The following is a 17,492-nucleotide window of genomic DNA, read 5'->3' on the forward strand; positions in this document are numbered from 1 at the left end:
CAATATTCACGCCGGGACACCCTGCAAATTGAGCGTAGTGGGCGTCGGCCCGACCCGCACCGGATCGTTCATGATCGGCGCATGGCCGATGCTTTCGAGCAGGTCGGCCATGTCGCGCGCGGCATTGGGGCGACCGCAGCCGCGCGCGCGCTTCGCTGCGTTCTGGAGCGCGCCCGGCTCCAGCGCCATTTTCTGCATCTGCTTGGCCAGTTCGACCGCGGTGAAGCGGGCCTGCGGTATCGTGCGCGCGCCGCCCGCCTCTGTCATCTCCCTGGCATTGGCGGTCTGGTGATCGTCCATCGCGCTGGGCAGCGGGATCAGGATCGCCGGACGCCCGGCGCAGGTGAGTTCGGCCAGCGTCGAGGCGCCCGCCCGCGCGATCACCAGATGCGACCAGCCCAGCTTTTCGGGCACGTCGTTGAAATAGGTGGCGAGGTCGGCGGGAATTTCCATCTCCGCATAGGTCTTGCGCACGCGATCGATATCCTCGGCGCGGCATTGCTGCGTGACTTGCAGGCGGCGGCGCAATGCTACCGGCAGCATCGACAGGCCTTCTGGCACGACGCTGGAGAGGATCGATGCCCCTTGGCTGCCGCCGATCACCAACACGCGAAACACGCTTTCGTCGGTCAGCGCGGGGAAATCCTCTTCGCGCAGTTGCTTGACCTCTTCGCGCACCGGATTGCCGATCAGGTGGACCTTGGCCGCATAGCCGTCCTTGAGCCGTTCGACATCGGGATAGGCGGTGGCGATGGCGTCGACCCGGCCGGCCAGCAGGCGGTTGACCCGGCCCAGAACCGCATTTTGCTCATGGATGGCGGTCGGGATGCCATCGGCCAATGCGCCCAGCAAAGCGGGCATGGCGGGATAGCCGCCAAAGCCGACGACGGCGGTGGGGCGGAAGGTTTCGTTGAGGCGCCGGGCCATGGCGCGGCCTGCCAGGATCGCATTCAGGGCGCCCGGCCAGCTTGTCGGATTCTTGGTCATGCGGCCGGCGGGCATGATGTGGACCTGCGCCCGATTATCCGGCGCCTTGTCAAAGATGCCGGGGATTTTCGCGCCGCGTTCATCGGTGACGAGTGCGACATGATGCCCACGCGCCATCAGCTCTTCGGCGACGGCATGGGCTGGAATCATATGGCCCCCCGTCCCGCCGGCGGCGAGGACGAAGTGACGGGAAATGCTCATCGACCACTCCATTTGACGACGGTATGCCGGCCCATGAAGGGATTGCGCCGGGTAAAGGCGAGCAACAGGCCGACCCCGATGCAGAGCGCCAGCATAGAGGAGCCGCCATAGCTGATAAAGGGCAGCGTCATACCCTTTGACGGAAATATCTGCGCATTGACGCCCATATTGATGATCGCCTGCAAACCGAACTGGGTGGTGAGGCCTGCGGCGGCCAGGATGGTGAAGACATCCTCCTCATCCAGCAGGCGCAGCAGCACACGCACCACAATGGCGAGGTAGACGCAGGCGATGGCGATGCAGGCGAGCAGGCCAAACTCCTCCCCGATCACGGAAAAAATATAGTCGGTATGCGCTTCGGGCAGGCGGAACTTGTTCTGGCCGCCGCCCGGCCCTACGCCCGTGAAGCCGCCATGGGAAATGGTGCGGAAGGCAAGATCGGTCTGGTCCGGGCCGGTGTCGAGCTGGACGCCGATGCCCAGGAAGTCGTTCACGCGCTGGCGGCCATTTTCATAGAACATATAGACCGCGATCAATCCGACCAGCGCCACCCCGCCCATTGCGCCGATGAAGCGCATCGACACGCCGGACAGCAGCAGCAACACGCCAAGGCAGGCGGCGAAGATGACGGTCTGGCCAAAGTCGGGCTGGCGCATCAGGATGATGGCGATGAGGCCAGTGACGCAGAAGCTCAAGGGCACGACCGGCAGGCTCATATCCTTGGCCCGCAGCGACAGCAGCCAGGCCAGCGCCACGACGAAGACCGGTTTCAGAAACTCCGACGGCTGGAAGCGGAAGCCGGGCAGGTCGATCCAGCGCTTGGCGCCGTTCACGGTCGATCCCAGGAGCGGCACGAACAGCAGCATGATGAAGAAGAAGGCGCAGCCGAATATCGCCAGCCGCCGCGCCTGCGGCCGGGGCAGCATGGAGATGACCAGCATGATCGGCAGGCCGATGAAGACCCACATCAATTGACGGTAGAAATAGATCAGCGGATTGACCGCCACCGACGCCGTCGACCGGTCGATCGCAGCGACGGGGGAGGCTGCGGCGACCGCGACCAGACCGATCGCCATCAAGGTGACGATCAGCGACAGGAGAACACGGTCGATCTCCCAGAACCAGATGGCGAGCGCCGTCCGTTCGCGCGGCACGGTGCGGGTGCGGAAACCCTTCACCAGTTCGCCAGCCTTGAACATCCGTGTCGTCCCTTCCCTGCCCATTGCGTCGCCCCCCGGCTTAGTGATTATTCCAGCGCCGCGACAGCGGCGGCGAAGGCATCGCCGCGCGCTTCGAAATCGCGAAACTGGTCGAAACTGGCGCAGGCGGGCGACAACAGCACGACGTCACCCGGCTGCGCGATGCGCGCGGCGCGGCGGACGGCGGCGCTTAACATTTCACTGTCGTCCACCGCCATAGCGGGGCGCAGCAGATCGGCGAACATATGCCCCGCTTCGCCGATGGTGTAGGCGTGGGCGACATTGGCGAAATGGGGGACGCATTCGTCCAGATTGTCGGACTTGGCGACGCCGCCCAATATCCAGTGGATGCGCGGCTTGCCATCCTTTGCGGGCCATGCCGCGAGCGCGGGCGCGGTGGACGCGGCATTGGTCGCCTTACTGTCGTTGACGTAGAGCACACCGTTGCGGGTGCCGACCGCCTGCATCCGGTGGGGGAGGCTGGCGTAGCTGGCGAGGGCGTTGGCGATGGTAGGTTCGTCGATGCCCAGCGCTTTTGCGACAGCGATCGCGACAGCAGCATTTTGAGCGTTGTGCGGCCCTTGCAGGGCGGGCCAGGTCAGTTGGGTGGCAGGGTCGATATCGGCCGCATGGACGATATGCCATTTGGGCTTATCACCTCGACGACGCCATTCCTTCTCAGCGATTTCACGCGTCGATGCATCGTCTGCGGCAAAAACAGCGTCGTATTCTGCCGACTGCATCGCAAACAGCCGTGCCTTCGATGCGACATAGCCTTCGAAGCCATCGTACCGATCAAGATGGTCGGGCGTGATGTTGAGTAGCACCGCGACGTCGCAGTCCAGACTGTGGGTCAGGTCGATCTGGTAGCTGGACAGTTCCAGCACATAGATTCCGACGCCGTGCAGGTTCGGCTCCAGCGGCGGCTGGCTCAGGATCGGCAGGCCGATATTGCCGCCCATGACGGTCGGATAGCCCGCCTGTTCGATAATATGGTGGATCAGCGCGGTGGTGGTGGACTTGCCGTTGGTGCCGGTGATGCCGACGACCTTGTGCGGCGGCAGCGTCGGGCGGGCGAGCGCGAACAGTTCGATGTCGCCGATGACCGGCACACCGGCGATCTTCGCGCGCATGGCAATGGGATGGCGGTTCAACGGCACGCCCGGCGACACGACGATGCCGTCAAAACCGCTGAGGTCGATCTCCATCGGGTCGCCCAGTTCCGCCTTGCCCTCGACTTGGCCGCGCGCTTCCTCGCGGCTGTCCCAAGCGACGACGCGCGCGCCGCTGGCGACCAGCGTCTCGACCGTGGCGAGGCCGGAGCGGGCAAGGCCCAGAACGGCGTAGGTTTTCCCCGCAAAGGCGCTGGAAACGATCATCTCAGCTTCAACGTGGCGAGACCGGCGAGCGCCAGCACGAAGGCGATGATCCAGAAGCGGATCACCACGGTCGGCTCGGCCCAGCCCAGTTGCTCGAAATGATGGTGGATCGGCGCCATCTTGAACACGCGCTTGCCAGTGCGCTTGTAGAAGAAGACCTGGATGATGACCGACAGCGCCTCCACGACGAAGAGGCCGCCGATAATGCCCAGCACGATCTCATGATGGGCGGTGACCGCGATCACCCCGATCGTCCCGCCCAGCGCCAGCGACCCCGTGTCGCCCATGAACACGGCGGCGGGCGGCGCGTTGAACCAGAGGAAGGCGAGGCCCGCGCCGATGATCGCGCCGCACAGGATAGTCAGATTGCCCGCGCCCGGCACATGGGGAATGCCCAGATATTCGGCGAAGTCGGCGCGGCCGACCAGATAGACGATCAGCATGAAGGCCAGGCTGGCGATGATGACCGGCATGGTGGCGAGGCCGTCGAGGCCATCGGTCAGGTTCACCGCATTGCCGAACGCCACGATGACGAAGGCGGCGAAGCAGAAGTAGAACGGCCCCAGTTCGATCGCCGGGCCATTGTAGAAAGGAACGTAAAGTGCAGTATTGCCATGCTGGTTGACGATCATCCAGGCCGCAAAGCCGGCGATCAGAAATTCGAACAAGAGCCGCATCTTGCCCGACAGCCCTTTGTGACTGGCTTTCGTCACCTTGTCATAATCGTCCAGGAACCCGATCGCGCCGAAGCCCAGGGTCACGAACAGGCAAGCCCAGACATAGGTGGACGACAGGTCCATCCAAAGCAGCACCGAAATGACCATCGAGGTCAGGATCATCAGGCCGCCCATGGTTGGCGTGCCGCGCTTGGCGAGGTGCGTCTGTGGGCCGTCGTCGCGGATCGGCTGTCCCTTGCCCTGGCGGATGCGCAGCCAGCCGATGAATTTGGGGCCGATGACCAGGCCGATCAGCAACGCGGTGAAGATCGCCGCGCCCGCGCGGAAGGACAGGTAGCGGATGAGGTTGAACACCCCCGCAAATTCCATATTCTGGGCCAGCCAGTAGAGCATCAGTTCGTCTTTCCTTCGCCGGCGTTTTCGCCAAGGGCAGCGACCAGGCGGGAGAGGCCCACGCCGTTCGAACCCTTGACCAATATCGCGTCGCCCGCGCGTATTTCGCTTTGGATGAGGGGGATGGCCGCCGCCGTATCGGCGACATGCGCATAGGGAATGGTGACGCCAAGCGCGTCGGCCAGCGGCGCCATTTCCGCGCCGACCAATATCACATAATCGACCCGGCCCGCGCTCAGCGGTTCGACAAGGCCGGCATGGAGTTCGACGCTGCGATCGCCCAGTTCGCGCATCCCGCCGAGGATGGCGATACGCCGGTCGGCCTTTTCGCGGCCCAACTGCTTGAGCGTCGCGGTCATGGATAGCGGATTGGCGTTGTAGCTTTCGTCGATCAGCAGCGCTTGCCCGCCCGCGACGGGCAGGATGCGCCGCTCGCCCCGGCCCGGCAGGCCCGGCATTTCGGCGAGCGCCAGGCCCGCTGCGGCCAGATCGCCGCCCACCGCATCGACCGCCGCCAGCACCGCGAGCGCGTTAGACACCCAATGGTCGCCGGGCGCGGCGACGGTGAAGCACAGCTCCGCGTCGGGCAGGGTTGCGGTGACCAGCGTACCGCCGCCCGGCGCCGGCACGGCTTCGCGCGCGCAGACGTCGGCCTGTGGGCTGGCGCCGAAGGTCAGAATGCGCGCGGCGTGGCGTTCCGCCCTGTTGTAGAGCAGCGCGACATGCGGGCTGTCATAGGGGATGATCGCGGTGCCGCCGGGTTGCAGCCCCTCGAAAATCTCCGCCTTGGCCTCGGCGATCTTCGCCTCCGTGCCGAAAAATTCGATATGGGCCGGCGCGATCGCGGTGACGATGGCGACATGGGGGCGGACCTGCCGCGTCAGGGCGGACAGTTCGCCGGCATGGTTCATGCCCATTTCGAACACGCCATAAGCCGACCCGCGCGGCATCCGCGCGAGGCTGAGCGGTACGCCGACATGATTGTTATAGCTTTTGACCGATCGATGCACCTGTCCCGGCGCGGCGCGATCGAGCGCCTGGAACAACGCTTCCTTGGTGCCGGTCTTACCGACCGATCCGGTGACGCCGATTACCTTGCCGCCCATACGCTTGCGCGACGCTTTTCCCAGCGCTTCGAGCGCGGCGGCGCTGTCAGGCACCAGGATATGGGGGTGCGCGACGGGTTCGCTGACGATCGCGCCTGCCGCACCCTGCCCGAACGCCTTGTCGATGAATCTGTGGCCGTCGGTCGTCTCGCCCTTCATCGCGACGAACAGGTCGCCCTGCCCGACTTCGCGACTGTCGAAGGCGACGCCCGAAACGGCGAACGGCGCCGACGCGGCGCCGCCTGTGGCCTCAGCGATTTCGGTGGAGGTCCAGAGCGGTTCAGCCACGGCCACCCTCTCCGTTCGCTTCGAGCAGCTTCGAGCGCAGTCGAGAAGCGTCTGTCGAGAAGGCCGGGCGCAGTTCTCGACAAGGTCGAACCGAACGGCGGTGGGACATATCGCTCAACCCGCGCACTCCCGCGCCACGGTGACGTCGTCGAAGGGCAGCACGCGGTCGCCGATGATCTGGCCCTGTTCATGGCCCTTGCCCGCCAGCAGGACGATGTCGTCCGCGCCGGCCATGGCGATCGCGGCGGCGATGGCGGCGCGGCGGCCGCCCATTTCCTGCGCCTCCGGTGCGCCGGCCAGCACGGCGGCGCGGATGGCGGAGGGTTCTTCGGAGCGTGGATTGTCATCGGTCACGATGACATGGTCGGACAGTTCCGCCGCGACCTTGCCCATCAACGGGCGCTTGCCCGCATCACGATCGCCGCCCGCGCCGAACAGGGTGATGAGCTTGCCGCGCGTATGCGGGCGCAGCGCCTCGATCGCGGCCTTCAGCCCGTCGGGCGTATGGGCATAATCGACATAGACGGGCGCCCCCGCCTTGCTGATGACGGCGCGTTCCAGCCGCCCGCGCACCGGCTGGACCCGGCCGAGCAGTTCCAGCACCTTGGCCAGGTCTCCGCCGGTCGCGATGATGAGGCCCGCAGCGGTAAGGGCGTTGGCGGCCTGATAAGCACCGATCAGCGGCAGGTTGACCTTATAAATCTTGCCATCCGCTTCGATCTCCAGCGCCTGGCCCAACTGGGTCGGGGTGCGGTTGACCAGGCGCAGCGCCTGTCCCTGCACCCCGACGCTCAGCACACGAAGCCCCCGCTTCGTAGCCCGCGCGATGACCTTGCTCGACCAGCCATCGTCAGCCCAGACGACCGCCGCGCCATCCGCCGAAACGACTTCATCGAACAGCCGCATCTTGGCGTCGAAATAGCGATCCATGTCGCCATGATAGTCGAGATGGTCGCGCGACAGGTTGGTGAAGGCCCCCGCCATCACCGGCAGCCCCTCTGTGCGATACTGGTCCAGCCCATGGCTCGACGCCTCGAACGCGGCATGGGTGATGCCCTCGCGGCGCAGGCCCGACATATTGGCGAGGAAGGTGACGATGTCCGGCGTGGTAAGGCCGGTCGACACCTGATCGACCGAGGTCGTGACGCCCAGCGTGCCGATCGATGCGGACTTATGCCCCATCATCCGCCATAGCTGGCGCGCGAGCTCGACCGTGCTGGTCTTGCCATTGGTGCCCGTAACGGCGACGGTCACGTCGGGGAATGGTGCAAAATAGCGCGCCGCCATCTGCGCCAGCAGGCGGCGGGGATTGGCGTGGGCGATGTGGATCGCGCCGTCGACCTTCGCCTCCGGCCGGGCGACCACGGCGACGGCCCCCGCCTTTACGGCGTCGGCGATATAATCCTCGCCATTGACGCGCAGTCCCTGGAACGCGCCGAAGACGGTGCCGGGCGCGACCTTGCGATTGTCGATGGCGAAGCCGGTCACCGACGAATCGAGGCCGGCGCCCGCGCCAGCCTCTCCCGATATTGCGGCGTCCAGACCATCGACCAGCGAGCCAAGGCGCATCATTCTTTCTCCTTGTCGCCGTGCAGCAGCGGCATCAGGTCGGAAATATCGACGTCGCGGCTCTCGTCCGGCATTACCCCCAGCATCGGCCCGGTCCGCTCGACTACCCGCTTGACCACCGGCGCGGCGGTCCAGGCGGCGGTGCGCAGGCCATATTGCCCCGTCGCCTCGTCCATGATCGCGACGACGACGTAACGGGGATTGTCCATGGGGAAGGCGGAAGCGAAAGTCGTCACCAGCGAAGTCTTGTTATAGCGCCCCTCTTGAGGCTTTTCGGCGGAACCCGTCTTGCCGCCCACCCGGAAACCCTTGGCGTCGGCGCTACGTCCTGTACCCGCCGACACGATCATCCGCAACAGTTGCCGCATCCGCGCGCTGGTGGCGGCGGAAAAGACGCGGCGTCCCTCCGGCACCTCTTCGGCGCTGAGCTTACGTACAGTCGCGGGACGCCAGATGCCACCATTGACCAGCGCGGCATAGGCAGCGGCCAGATGTAGCGGCGTGACGGCGATGCCATGGCCGTAGGAGGTGGTCATGCTGGTGATGCGGCCCCAGTTGGACGGCCAGATGCCCTTGGCGCGCTCGTTAAACTCGATCGGCGCGCGCTGGTCGAAGTCCAGACTGCGGAACATCTTTTGCAGCGGGGCCGCGCCCATTTCGTCGGCGATCCGCGCGGTGCCGATATTGGAGCTGTGAACCAGGATTTCCGGCACGTTGATCCAGCGGCCCATCGCATGATCGTCCTTGATGCGGAAGCCGGCGACGGCCAGCGGCGCGGTCGCGTCATAGCGCTTGCTCATCGACGTCACGACGCCCGCATCCATGGCCGTGGCGATCGCCAGCGGCTTGAACGAGGAGCCCATTTCGTAGCGGGCCTGCACCATATGATTGCACAGCGGCGACTGGCTGCACGTCTTGCCCGCATAATTTTGCAGCTTGTTGGGATCGAAGACCGGAATGGAGGCCATGGCGATAATTTCGCCGGTATTGGCGTCCATGATGACCCCGCCCGCGCCCTTGGCCCGCGTTTGCACCAACTGAGCATAGAGTTCGCTTTCCAGCGCGCCCTGCACCCGGCTGTCGATCGACACGGCGAAGGGCTTGCCGCGCTGCGCCGGATCGATCAGCCGGTCGTTGAAGGCGGCCTCCACGCCCATGCCGCCCACGCCGTTTGCGTTGGGGGCAAAGCCCAACACATGAGCCGCCAATGTGCGCTGCGGATAGAGCCGTTCCTTCTCACGCGGAAATTCGATGCCGATCTCGCCCAGCGCATTCACCGCCGCCACCTGCTCCGGCAGCGCGCGGCGGCGCAGATAGGCCCAGCCGCGCCCACGCAGCTTCTTGTAGAAGGCCGCTTCGGGTTCGTCGGGGAAAATCTCGTGCAGCTTGCGCGCCAGTTCGGCCGGATCCCCTATCAGCTTGGACGGGCGGACCGCGACCGAATAAGCGTCCATCGTGCGGGCCAGCGGCACGCCGTTGCGATCGACGATGTCGGCGCGCGCGGGCAGGAAGGCGGCCAAGCTGCCATCGCTCGTCGTCCCCTGCGCAAAAATGCCGACCCAGGCGAGTCGGCCGATCAGGACGGTGGTGATTGCCAAGAATAGGATGAGCAGCAGCATCAGCCGGTTATGGGCGATGGCGGTCAGGTTGAGCCGCTGCCGCCCCGCCCGCTCCCCGCCTGGCTGGACAATGATCGTGGCCATCAGCGCGCCTCCTTCTTGCGCTCACGCGCCGCCTTGGCGGTCAAATCGCCCAGCGTGCTGTCATCCAGCAGCTTGGCGTCGAGCATCGCCATCCGCTCCGCCTTGCGCGCGATCGGATTGGGCTTGCTCACATCGGCATCGACCTTGGCCTGCTGCGCCGGGGTCCGGGATGCGGGCTTGGGCAGCTTGTCCACGACATCGGCGGCATGGGCCTCCCGGATCACCGCGATATCGCTGCGGATCTGGGTCGCAGCCGGGCTTTCGGGCGCCTTTTGCGGGGCGGACGGCAGGTCGGCGGGGGTTTCGACCATCGCCACCATCACCGGCGGCGCGACATAGTCGGGGCCGTTGGGCTGGATGCCGTCCAAATGCGCCAGCGCCCGTTCGCCGCCCAGATATTGCTGGGCGCTGGGCGTGGCGTACATGAAGTCGTGCTGGTTCCAGCTTTCGAGCTGGCGCATCGAGGCGCGGGCGCTGAATTCCGTTTCCAGATAGCGAATGTCGCCCTTCGCCCCGGCGATCTGCGCGCGCACCTTCATCAGTTCGTTACGCTCGGTCGCAACCTTGAGCGACACCATGTAGGCGCCCAGCGCGCCCAGCGCGACCAAGATCACCCAGATCAGGCTCTGCAACCTCTTGACGGCGATCATGGTTGGGAACTCCGAGAGGAAATGGGGGCAGCGGTGCGGATGGCGGCGCGCAGGGTGGCGGATCGGGCGCGGGGGTTGCGCGCCAGCTCCGCTTCACTCGCACGCACCGCTTTGGCGGGCTTGGCGAAGGTCGGCTGCGGCCCGGCGGCGCGTTCGGGCAAATGCCTGGACCCCACCCCCTCGCCGCCGCTGCGATTGCGGAGGAACTGCTTGACGATGCGATCTTCCAGACTGTGGAAGGTGACGATCGCGAGGCGACCGCCCTCCTCCAGCAGTTCCTCGGCCGCGTCCAGCGCCCGTTCCAGCTCTTCCAGTTCCTGGTTCACATGGATGCGGATCGCCTGAAAGGTGCGGGTGGCCGGGTCTTTCTTGTCATGCGGCTTGTGGCCCAGCGCGCGGCGGACCACGGCGGCAAGCTGGGCGGTGCGTTCCAGCGGGCGCGCCTCCACGATGGCGCGAGCGACACGGCGCGACCGCGGTTCGTCGCCATAGCGGTAGATGACGTTGGCGATTTCCTCTTCCGACGCGCTGTTGAGGAAATCGGCGGCGTTCATGCCGTCCTGGCTCATCGTCATGTCGAGCGGGCCGTCGGCCTGGAAGGAAAAGCCGCGACTCGCCCGGTCGAGCTGCATTGAGGAGACGCCGATGTCGAGCGTGATGCCCGACACCCTGGCGATGCCGCGTTCGGCCAGCAATTCCACCATGCGCGAAAATTCGCCGGCGATCAGCGTTATGCCATGGGCGTCGGCCACCACCTGCCCTTCGCGAATCGCATCGGGATCACGATCGAAGGCGAAGACCTGCGCCTGGGCCATCGCCATGGCGCTGCTGTAACCGCCCGCGCCGAAGGTGCCGTCGACATGAATCTCGCCGGGGGTGATAGCGAGGGCATCGAGCACTTCGGCAAGGAGGACGGGGATATGGGGGGCGGTTGCGGAAACGGCGTCGTTCACTTGGCCGCCCCTTCCGCGCGCGCATCCATCCAGCGCCGGACCTTGTTGCGGATCAGCGCCGGGCGATCGGGGCTTTCGACCAGCGCTTCGGGCTTCCAGACCTGGAAATAGCGGCCCACGCCATAGAAGAAGATCGCGTCGGTGATGCCGGCTTCGTCCTTGATATCGGGGTGCAGGAAGAAGCGGCCGGCATCGTCGAAATTGACGTCCTCGATCGTGCCGAGGCGATTTTCGCGTTCCAGATCGGCGTTGAAGTCGCGCCCGGCCTCATAGGCCTGTCGCTCCAGCTTTTCGACCTCATCGAACAGGAACTGCTTGTGGGACAGGCCGAAGCCGGTGGCGCAGCCATTGTCCATATGGATCGACAGGCACAGGCGATTCTGCCCGCCGCTGGCCTGGGTGACCAACTTGCGCATCTCCAGGGGCAGCACGAAACGGCCCTTGCCGTCCGCGACGCTGAATGCGTTGCCCGAATAGAGAATGACGTCCGACACGCTGGCAACCGACCCCTTTTATGCAGGGCACAGGCCGCCTGTCGCCGGAATCCTGAGAAGACCATCCAGCGTACAGGACTGCACAAAAGCCTGACGAACCCCAATGCTGGTTTACGTACCAAGCATGGGGGGGGACTGCAATGGGAAAGCATGGGCACTAGTGGGAAAAGACGGTGAAATTTGGGACTAACCGGATTTGTTACCTTTCCCGCCGCCATCTTCTCCTTTTGTTCCGGGGATAGATCCCAACCTTTCCCGGCCCAATAGCATCGCACCCATTATCGCCCATATTGTCCCGCCCAAAAGCGCCCAGCGGAACGCGCGGGTGACGTCCTGCGCGTCGCGCATCCAGCGCCGGTCGCCGGGAATGGACGCCCCACCCAGCCACTGAACGACAAGGGCGGGCGTGTCGGCCACCCAATGGCGCGGGTCGAGCGGATAGACGGGATCGGCGAGCCACAACCGGTCGTCGAGCGGATCGGCGTCGCCCAGCAGCAGCACCGCGCCCTTACCGATGCGCTGGCGGCGCAGCAGGGCATCGCTGGACCGCTGCGCGCCGGATAGGGTGATGAGTTGACCGTCGGGCAGGAAATGGCGGACTTCCGTTTCTTCCATGACACCCGACGGCGCCAATCCCCAATGGTCGAGCAGCGGCCCTAAAAGGCTGACGGAGGGCGCGCGGCGGCGATCGCCCAGCGGCAGGTCGGACGGCCAGCGCAGCAGCGGATCGGCCAGCACCAGCGCCGTGCCGCCATCGCGCACCCATCCATCGATCGTGACCAGTTGCGCGGGCGTCAGCGCGCGCGGCTGCGCCAGCAACAGCCGCTGCGCGCGCAACGGCTTGAGCTGAGACGGGTCGTCCATCGCAATCACGGTGAAGCGGGTGCGCAGGACCGTGACGATGGGCGCGTCCTGTGGTCGCGACTCGCTCCAGAACAGAGGCAGGCCGGTGATGACGGCGAGCTTGGGACGGTCCGTGGCGGGTTGCAACGCTTGGGCGGGGCCGCGCCAGAGGAGCAGCGCGGCCAGCACCAGGAAAATCATGGCCAAGCCCGTTCGCTTCGAGCGCAGTTGCGAGACGAACGGCGACGGGCGCAGCATGGCCCCGCCGAAAATGGTCAACATCGCGACCGCCAGCAGCCCCAGCGCCGCCATGCCATCCGGCGCGCGTCCCGCGGCCACCGTGCAGAAGAGCAGCGCCATCCCGACGCCACCCATCGCCACCCAAGCCAGCATCGCCGCGCCACGCCGCGCCAGCGGCAGGCCAGTCCCCGCCAGGATCAGCGCCGTCGGCGCGCGCCAGTCCCAGGGATCGGCCTGCCCGGTCAGCCAGGCGCGCCACAGACCGGCCAGAACGATCGCCAGCGGCGGCATCCAGAGCCACAGGAATCGTTTCAACCCCGCCTTCATCGGCGGCGATCCCGGCCCGATTGCATTATTCAGCGCTGCTGCTGCGTGGGATCGGAATCCATCGGCTTGCGGATATTGGGGTCAGGTTGCAGGTCGGGTACGATCGGCGCCTGCTCCGGCGCGGGCTGCACGCCCAGTTCGGCCAGCGGATCGCGCGGAGAGACGGCGTTGCCGCTGGCGCTGAGCGTCGGCACGACCGGCGGCGGCAGCGCGGCGTCGTCCATTCGCGCCTTTTCGATGACAATATTGGCCAGGCCCACCAGCAACACCACGCCCGCCAGACCGGTCAAGCCGATCTGGACGCGCTGTAACCCTTCCTGTCGGCGGGGTGTTTCAGCCATGGTGACGCTCTGGACCTCTTCGCCGCGACCCGTGTCGGCGGTCATGCAGTCTGCGCGAGCCAGGGGAATACCGTCAAGCCCTTAGATTCCAGCCACTGTCGGTTGTAGAGGGTCGACAGATAGCGGAAGCCGGTGTCGCACAGGATCGTCGCAATCCGCTTGCCTGGCCCCAGCTGACGCGCGAGCGCCACCGCCCCCGCGACATTGATGCCCGAAGACAGGCCCAGGCACAGCCCTTCCTCGCTCAGCAGGCGGCGCACCCACTCCATGCCGTCCGCGTCGGAAATGCGGAACTGGGTATCGATCGGCGCACCTTCCAGATTGGCGGTGATGCGCCCCTGGCCGATCCCCTCGGCCACCGACGACCCTTCGGACTTCAATTCGCCCGTCGCATAATAGCTGTAGAGCGCGGCGCCATGCGGATCGCTGAGCGCGATGGTGATAGCCTCATCCTTGGCCTTCAGCCCCAGGCCCACGCCCGCGATCGTGCCGCCGGTGCCGGCCGCGCAGGTGAAGCCGTCGATCCGGCCGTCCATCTGGGTCCAGATTTCCTCCGCCGTGCCGACGATATGTGCCTTGCGATTGGCGATATTGTCGAACTGGTTGGCCCAGATCGCGCCTTCCGTTTCCTCGGCCAGTCGGCGGGACGTATGGACGAAATGGCCGGGGTTGGAATAGGGGGCGGCCGGCACCGTGACCAGCTCCGCACCGAGCGCGCGCAGCGTGTCCATCTTTTCGCGGCTCTGCGTTTCGGGCATGACGATGATCGTCTTGTAGCCCTTCGCATTGGCGACCAGCGCCAAGCCGATGCCGGTATTGCCCGCCGTCCCCTCGACAATCGTGCCGCCGGGCTGAAGCAGGCCCCTTTCCTCGGCGTCGTTGACGATGAACAGCGCCGCCCGGTCCTTGACCGAGGCGCCGGGATTGGCGAATTCGCACTTGGCGAAAATGTCGCAGCCCGTCTCTTGCGAGGGGCCGGCGAGGCGCACCATCGGCGTGTTGCCGATCAATGCGAGACTATTGAGTTGAAGCAGCATGACGCCACGCATAGCGGAGCGGGCGCGGCTTTGCCAAGCAAGGGAATGATGACGCCAAGAAAGCGGCCATTTCATCGCCCCGTTAATCTTTTCACCCTCCGGCGTCCCATCGCGGCACAGGCTCAAATGCATAGAGGAAAGCGCAAGGAAATTGGGCTAAGGGCGGGCTGGGCGACATGGGGTCGCACGGCGACAAGGCTTGAAATGCGGCTTTTTGCGCAAATGCGGGGATGGAAGGGCCATGGAGCGATCCTTGCGATCGCGCTGCTGTTGCTCGTCGCGCCGCGCCTGATCACCGCCGCGCCGCTCGACATGCTGGATGGCGAGCAGAGCCGATCGCTGGCCGATCCGGCCGAAGATGCAGGCGCAAACTTTCCCGGCTCAGCCTTCTTCTATGCGCAAGGCGCGTTCGATCCGGTGCCCGGCGTGGTTACAGTGCAGAGCGAGCATGTGCTGGGACTGGACGAAGTGAAGGCCGCGCCCGCCACGGTCTTTCGCGGCCTCACCGGCCTCGACAGCTATCGCGCGCTCAATTGCCTGACATCGGCCATCTATTACGAGGCCGCCAATGAGCCGGACGATGGCCAGCGCGCCGTGGCGCAGGTAGTGCTGAATCGCGTGCGTAGCCAACTCTGGCCCGATACCGTCTGCGGCGTCGTCTATCAGGGGTCGGAACGCCGCGATTATAAATGCCAGTTCACCTTCAGTTGCGATGGCGCGATGGCGCGGGTCCCCGCCGCCGCCGCCTGGGTGCGGGCGCGGCGCGTGGCGCAGGACGCGCTGGCGGGGAAGGTCTATGCCCCGGTCGGCCTGGCCACCCATTATCATACGCTGGCGGTGCGGCCCGACTGGTCGTCCAGCCTGCAGGCGGTGGCGGTGATCGGCGCGCATATCTTTTACCGCAATCCCGGCTTCAACGGCACGCCCGCAGCCTTCGCCGCCCCCTATCTGGGGCGCGAGACCATTTCGGGACCGGCGCGCACCAGCTGGCCCGCGCGCCCGGTGCAGCCGGTCGAGATGCTTGCGGCACCCTATACGCCGCCCGTCCAAGCCCTGCCCCCAATGACGCCGCGCACCGGCTGGACCCCCGTGCCGCCACCGCAAAATGCCGATGATGGCTTGCCGGAATCCACCATCCGGCCGGAATATCGCAACAGCGGCCGCCCGCTCATCTGACGCACGATTTCCGGAACCGGCGATTTTTTTTGGTTAACGATGAGCCGAGCATCGAAGTAGCTGGAAAAAAGGCATTTTAAAAAATGGTTTTTTTGTACCCGACCGGGAACCGATTTGTGCCATGGCGGGTTCTACATTCCGGATAGCAAATCTTTTGCCCCCCGCTCTTGCTATCCACAAAATATGAGCCCGGAACGTCTCTCCCCCCGACGCGTTCCGGGCTCAGACTTTTTTGGGGCTTTTCTCTTTGAAATCTTTATTCTTTTCGGCTGCGGAACGTATCAGCGAAGCGCGGGTTCTTCCCTCGTCACTGTGATGGCGCCGCCATCCGGTCACAGATTTTGACGAGGAGATTTCCGATGACGAAGAAAATCCTGACCGCGCTGCTGCTCACCGGGTCGCTGATGGTCGTAGCGTGCAACACGGTCGAAGGCGCAGGCCGCGACGTGCAGAGCGCCGGCGAAGCCGTGGAAAGATCCGCGAATTAAGGGTCGCGCAGACCCTATAGGTTACTACCCCGCTCCCTAGCATGGCCCGCCCGTCAAACGGCGGGCCTTTTTTTCGGGTCGGGCGCGGCGCTTTGACGCGAAATAGGGACGTTATTCCCCCTCCCGCCTGCGGGGGGAGGCGAGAAAAAGAACTTCCGATCCTCTTTTCAACCCACCACCGCTTAGTTCAGGCCGAAACCTCTTCCGCCGCCTCTTGCTTGGCCGCCCGGCGATCGGTGAACCAGATCGCGACGATTGTGATTTCGTAGAGCAGCAGCAGCGGGATCGCGAGCATCAGTTGCGACACCACGTCGGGCGGGGTCAGCACGGCGGCCAGGATGAAGGCCGCAACGATCATGTAGCGGCGCATCCCGATCAACTGCGCCCGCGTGACGAAGCCGGCGCGGTTGAGCAGCATCAACAGCACCGGCATCAGGAAGCTGATGCCGAAGGCGAGGATGAATTGCATGACGAGGCCGAGATAGGCGTCCGCGCTGGGCAGCGCCTCGACCTGCAGGCCGCTGCTGTTGCCCTGAAACTCCAGGAAAAAGTGGAAGGCGGTCGGCATCACCACGAAATAGGCGAGGCTCGCGCCCATCGCGAACAGGAAGGGCGTCGCCAGGATGAAAGGCAGCAGCGCCTTCTTTTCCTTGGCATAGAGACCCGGCGCGACGAAGGCCCAGAGTTGGTTGGCGATGATCGGAAAGGACAGGCAGAAAGCGCCGAAAAAGGCGATCTTCACCTGCACGAAAAAGGCTTCATACAGTTTGGTATAGACCAGCTTGCCCCCGCCATCGCCGAACGCTTCCTTGAGCGGATGGACCAGGATCGCGAATAGCTGCTCGGAAAAATAAAAGCAGATCGCCCCGGTCGCCACCAACGCATAGACGCATTTGAGCAAACGGCCGCGCAATTCGATCAGATGGTCCAGCAAGGGCGCCTTGCTGTCGTCGATATCCCCGATCATGCGCCTGCATCACTCTTGCGTGGCTGCGCGACAGGCTCAGCCGATGCCTCCGCGACATAGGGCGGGCCGTCCGCCGCAGGGGGCGCGACAGGCGCCGATTCGGCGACGAAGGGCGGCTTTTCCACCGGCGCTTCGGCCACATCGGGCGGCCGGTCGTTCGCAGCGGTTTCAGACGCGGCCGATTCGCCCGGCGCCGGCAAGGCTTCGGTCGCGGCGACTTCCGGCGGATGCTCGTCCATGATCCGCTTGTTCTGCGCCGCCCACTTCTTTTCCAGCTCTTCCAGCTCCACTTCGCGCACCATGGCGTCGATGCCGGTCCGGAAATGACGGGCCATGCCCTGCGCCTTGCCGACGATCTGCCCCACCTTGTACAAGGCGCGCGGCAGATCCTTCGGCCCGATCACGATCACGGCAATGATCACGATCACCAGAAATTCGGACGAATCGATACCAAACATGCGGGACTACCGGCCT

17 protein-coding genes are annotated in these 17,492 nt (G+C 65.3%); 2 read left to right on the top strand and 15 right to left on the bottom strand.

From position 1 onward, the window contains the following. Positions 1-6: 6 nt before the first annotated feature. From murG to V473_RS11665, 13 genes are all read right to left on the bottom strand, one after another. Positions 7-1,188, bottom strand: a complete 1,182-nt coding sequence (gene murG, locus V473_RS11605; protein WP_066604115.1) for an undecaprenyldiphospho-muramoylpentapeptide beta-N-acetylglucosaminyltransferase — start codon at positions 1,186-1,188, stop codon at positions 7-9. Continuing rightward, positions 1,185-2,387: an FtsW/RodA/SpoVE family cell cycle protein gene (locus V473_RS11610; RefSeq protein WP_066604117.1), complete on the bottom strand. Its 1,203-nt coding sequence runs from the start codon at positions 2,385-2,387 to the stop codon at positions 1,185-1,187. The genes murG and V473_RS11610 overlap by 4 nt, the downstream gene beginning before the upstream one ends. Before the next feature lie 47 nt (positions 2,388-2,434). Then, entirely contained in the window at positions 2,435-3,766 is a 1,332-nt protein-coding gene (murD, locus tag V473_RS11615; RefSeq protein WP_066604119.1) for a UDP-N-acetylmuramoyl-L-alanine--D-glutamate ligase, read from the bottom strand. Further along, positions 3,763-4,836, bottom strand: a complete 1,074-nt coding sequence (mraY, locus tag V473_RS11620) for a phospho-N-acetylmuramoyl-pentapeptide-transferase (RefSeq protein ID WP_066604121.1) — start codon at positions 4,834-4,836, stop codon at positions 3,763-3,765. The genes murD and mraY overlap by 4 nt, the downstream gene beginning before the upstream one ends. Continuing rightward, entirely contained in the window at positions 4,836-6,230 is a 1,395-nt protein-coding gene (locus V473_RS11625; RefSeq protein ID WP_066605590.1) for a UDP-N-acetylmuramoyl-tripeptide--D-alanyl-D-alanine ligase, read from the bottom strand. The genes mraY and V473_RS11625 overlap by 1 nt, the downstream gene beginning before the upstream one ends. Before the next feature lie 114 nt (positions 6,231-6,344). Beyond that, positions 6,345-7,799, bottom strand: coding sequence for a UDP-N-acetylmuramoyl-L-alanyl-D-glutamate--2,6-diaminopimelate ligase (locus V473_RS11630; RefSeq protein ID WP_066604123.1), 1,455 nt, complete (start codon positions 7,797-7,799; stop codon positions 6,345-6,347). Then, complete coding sequence (locus tag V473_RS11635) at positions 7,799-9,502, bottom strand: peptidoglycan D,D-transpeptidase FtsI family protein (protein ID WP_066604125.1); 1,704 nt, start codon at positions 9,500-9,502, stop codon at positions 7,799-7,801. The genes V473_RS11630 and V473_RS11635 overlap by 1 nt, the downstream gene beginning before the upstream one ends. Then, positions 9,502-10,152 (bottom strand): colicin transporter, encoded by a 651-nt coding sequence (locus V473_RS11640; protein WP_066604127.1) that lies wholly within the window; start codon positions 10,150-10,152, stop codon positions 9,502-9,504. The genes V473_RS11635 and V473_RS11640 overlap by 1 nt, the downstream gene beginning before the upstream one ends. After that, a complete protein-coding gene (rsmH, locus tag V473_RS11645) occupies positions 10,149-11,105 on the bottom strand; it encodes a 16S rRNA (cytosine(1402)-N(4))-methyltransferase RsmH (RefSeq protein WP_066604130.1) in 957 nt (318 codons plus the stop codon). Before rsmH ends, V473_RS11640 begins: the two co-directional genes overlap by 4 nt. Continuing rightward, entirely contained in the window at positions 11,102-11,599 is a 498-nt protein-coding gene (locus V473_RS11650; RefSeq protein ID WP_066604133.1) for a division/cell wall cluster transcriptional repressor MraZ, read from the bottom strand. The genes rsmH and V473_RS11650 overlap by 4 nt, the downstream gene beginning before the upstream one ends. A gap of 186 nt (positions 11,600-11,785) precedes the next feature. Next, positions 11,786-13,009: a motility-associated ABC transporter substrate-binding family protein gene (locus V473_RS11655; RefSeq protein WP_066604135.1), complete on the bottom strand. Its 1,224-nt coding sequence runs from the start codon at positions 13,007-13,009 to the stop codon at positions 11,786-11,788. 29 nt (positions 13,010-13,038) lie between these two features. Further along, entirely contained in the window at positions 13,039-13,350 is a 312-nt protein-coding gene (locus V473_RS11660; protein WP_066605592.1) for a hypothetical protein, read from the bottom strand. A gap of 41 nt (positions 13,351-13,391) precedes the next feature. Next, a complete protein-coding gene (locus V473_RS11665) occupies positions 13,392-14,387 on the bottom strand; it encodes a cysteine synthase A (protein WP_066605594.1) in 996 nt (331 codons plus the stop codon). Between the two features lie 204 nt (positions 14,388-14,591). Between V473_RS11665 and V473_RS11670 the strand changes: the two genes are divergently transcribed. Together V473_RS11670 and V473_RS11675 are read left to right on the top strand one after the other, a co-directional pair. After that, on the top strand, positions 14,592-15,563 hold the full coding sequence (locus V473_RS11670; protein ID WP_066604137.1) for a cell wall hydrolase: 972 nt from the start codon (positions 14,592-14,594) through the stop codon (positions 15,561-15,563). A gap of 359 nt (positions 15,564-15,922) precedes the next feature. Continuing rightward, entirely contained in the window at positions 15,923-16,051 is a 129-nt protein-coding gene (locus V473_RS11675) for an entericidin A/B family lipoprotein (protein ID WP_066604140.1), read from the top strand. 187 nt (positions 16,052-16,238) lie between these two features. Here the strand turns inward: V473_RS11675 and tatC are convergent, their stop codons facing one another. Then, positions 16,239-17,018: a twin-arginine translocase subunit TatC gene (gene tatC / locus V473_RS11680; protein ID WP_066604143.1), complete on the bottom strand. Its 780-nt coding sequence runs from the start codon at positions 17,016-17,018 to the stop codon at positions 16,239-16,241. Further along, positions 17,015-17,476 carry a Sec-independent protein translocase protein TatB gene (gene tatB / locus V473_RS11685; protein ID WP_066604145.1) on the bottom strand — a complete coding sequence of 154 codons (462 nt, stop codon included), beginning with the start codon at positions 17,474-17,476 and terminating at the stop codon, positions 17,015-17,017. The genes tatC and tatB overlap by 4 nt, the downstream gene beginning before the upstream one ends. Positions 17,477-17,492 lie beyond the last annotated feature (16 nt).

Source organism: Sphingobium cupriresistens LL01, assembly GCF_001046645.1.
Classification (GTDB): Bacteria; Pseudomonadota; Alphaproteobacteria; order Sphingomonadales; family Sphingomonadaceae; genus Sphingobium; species Sphingobium cupriresistens.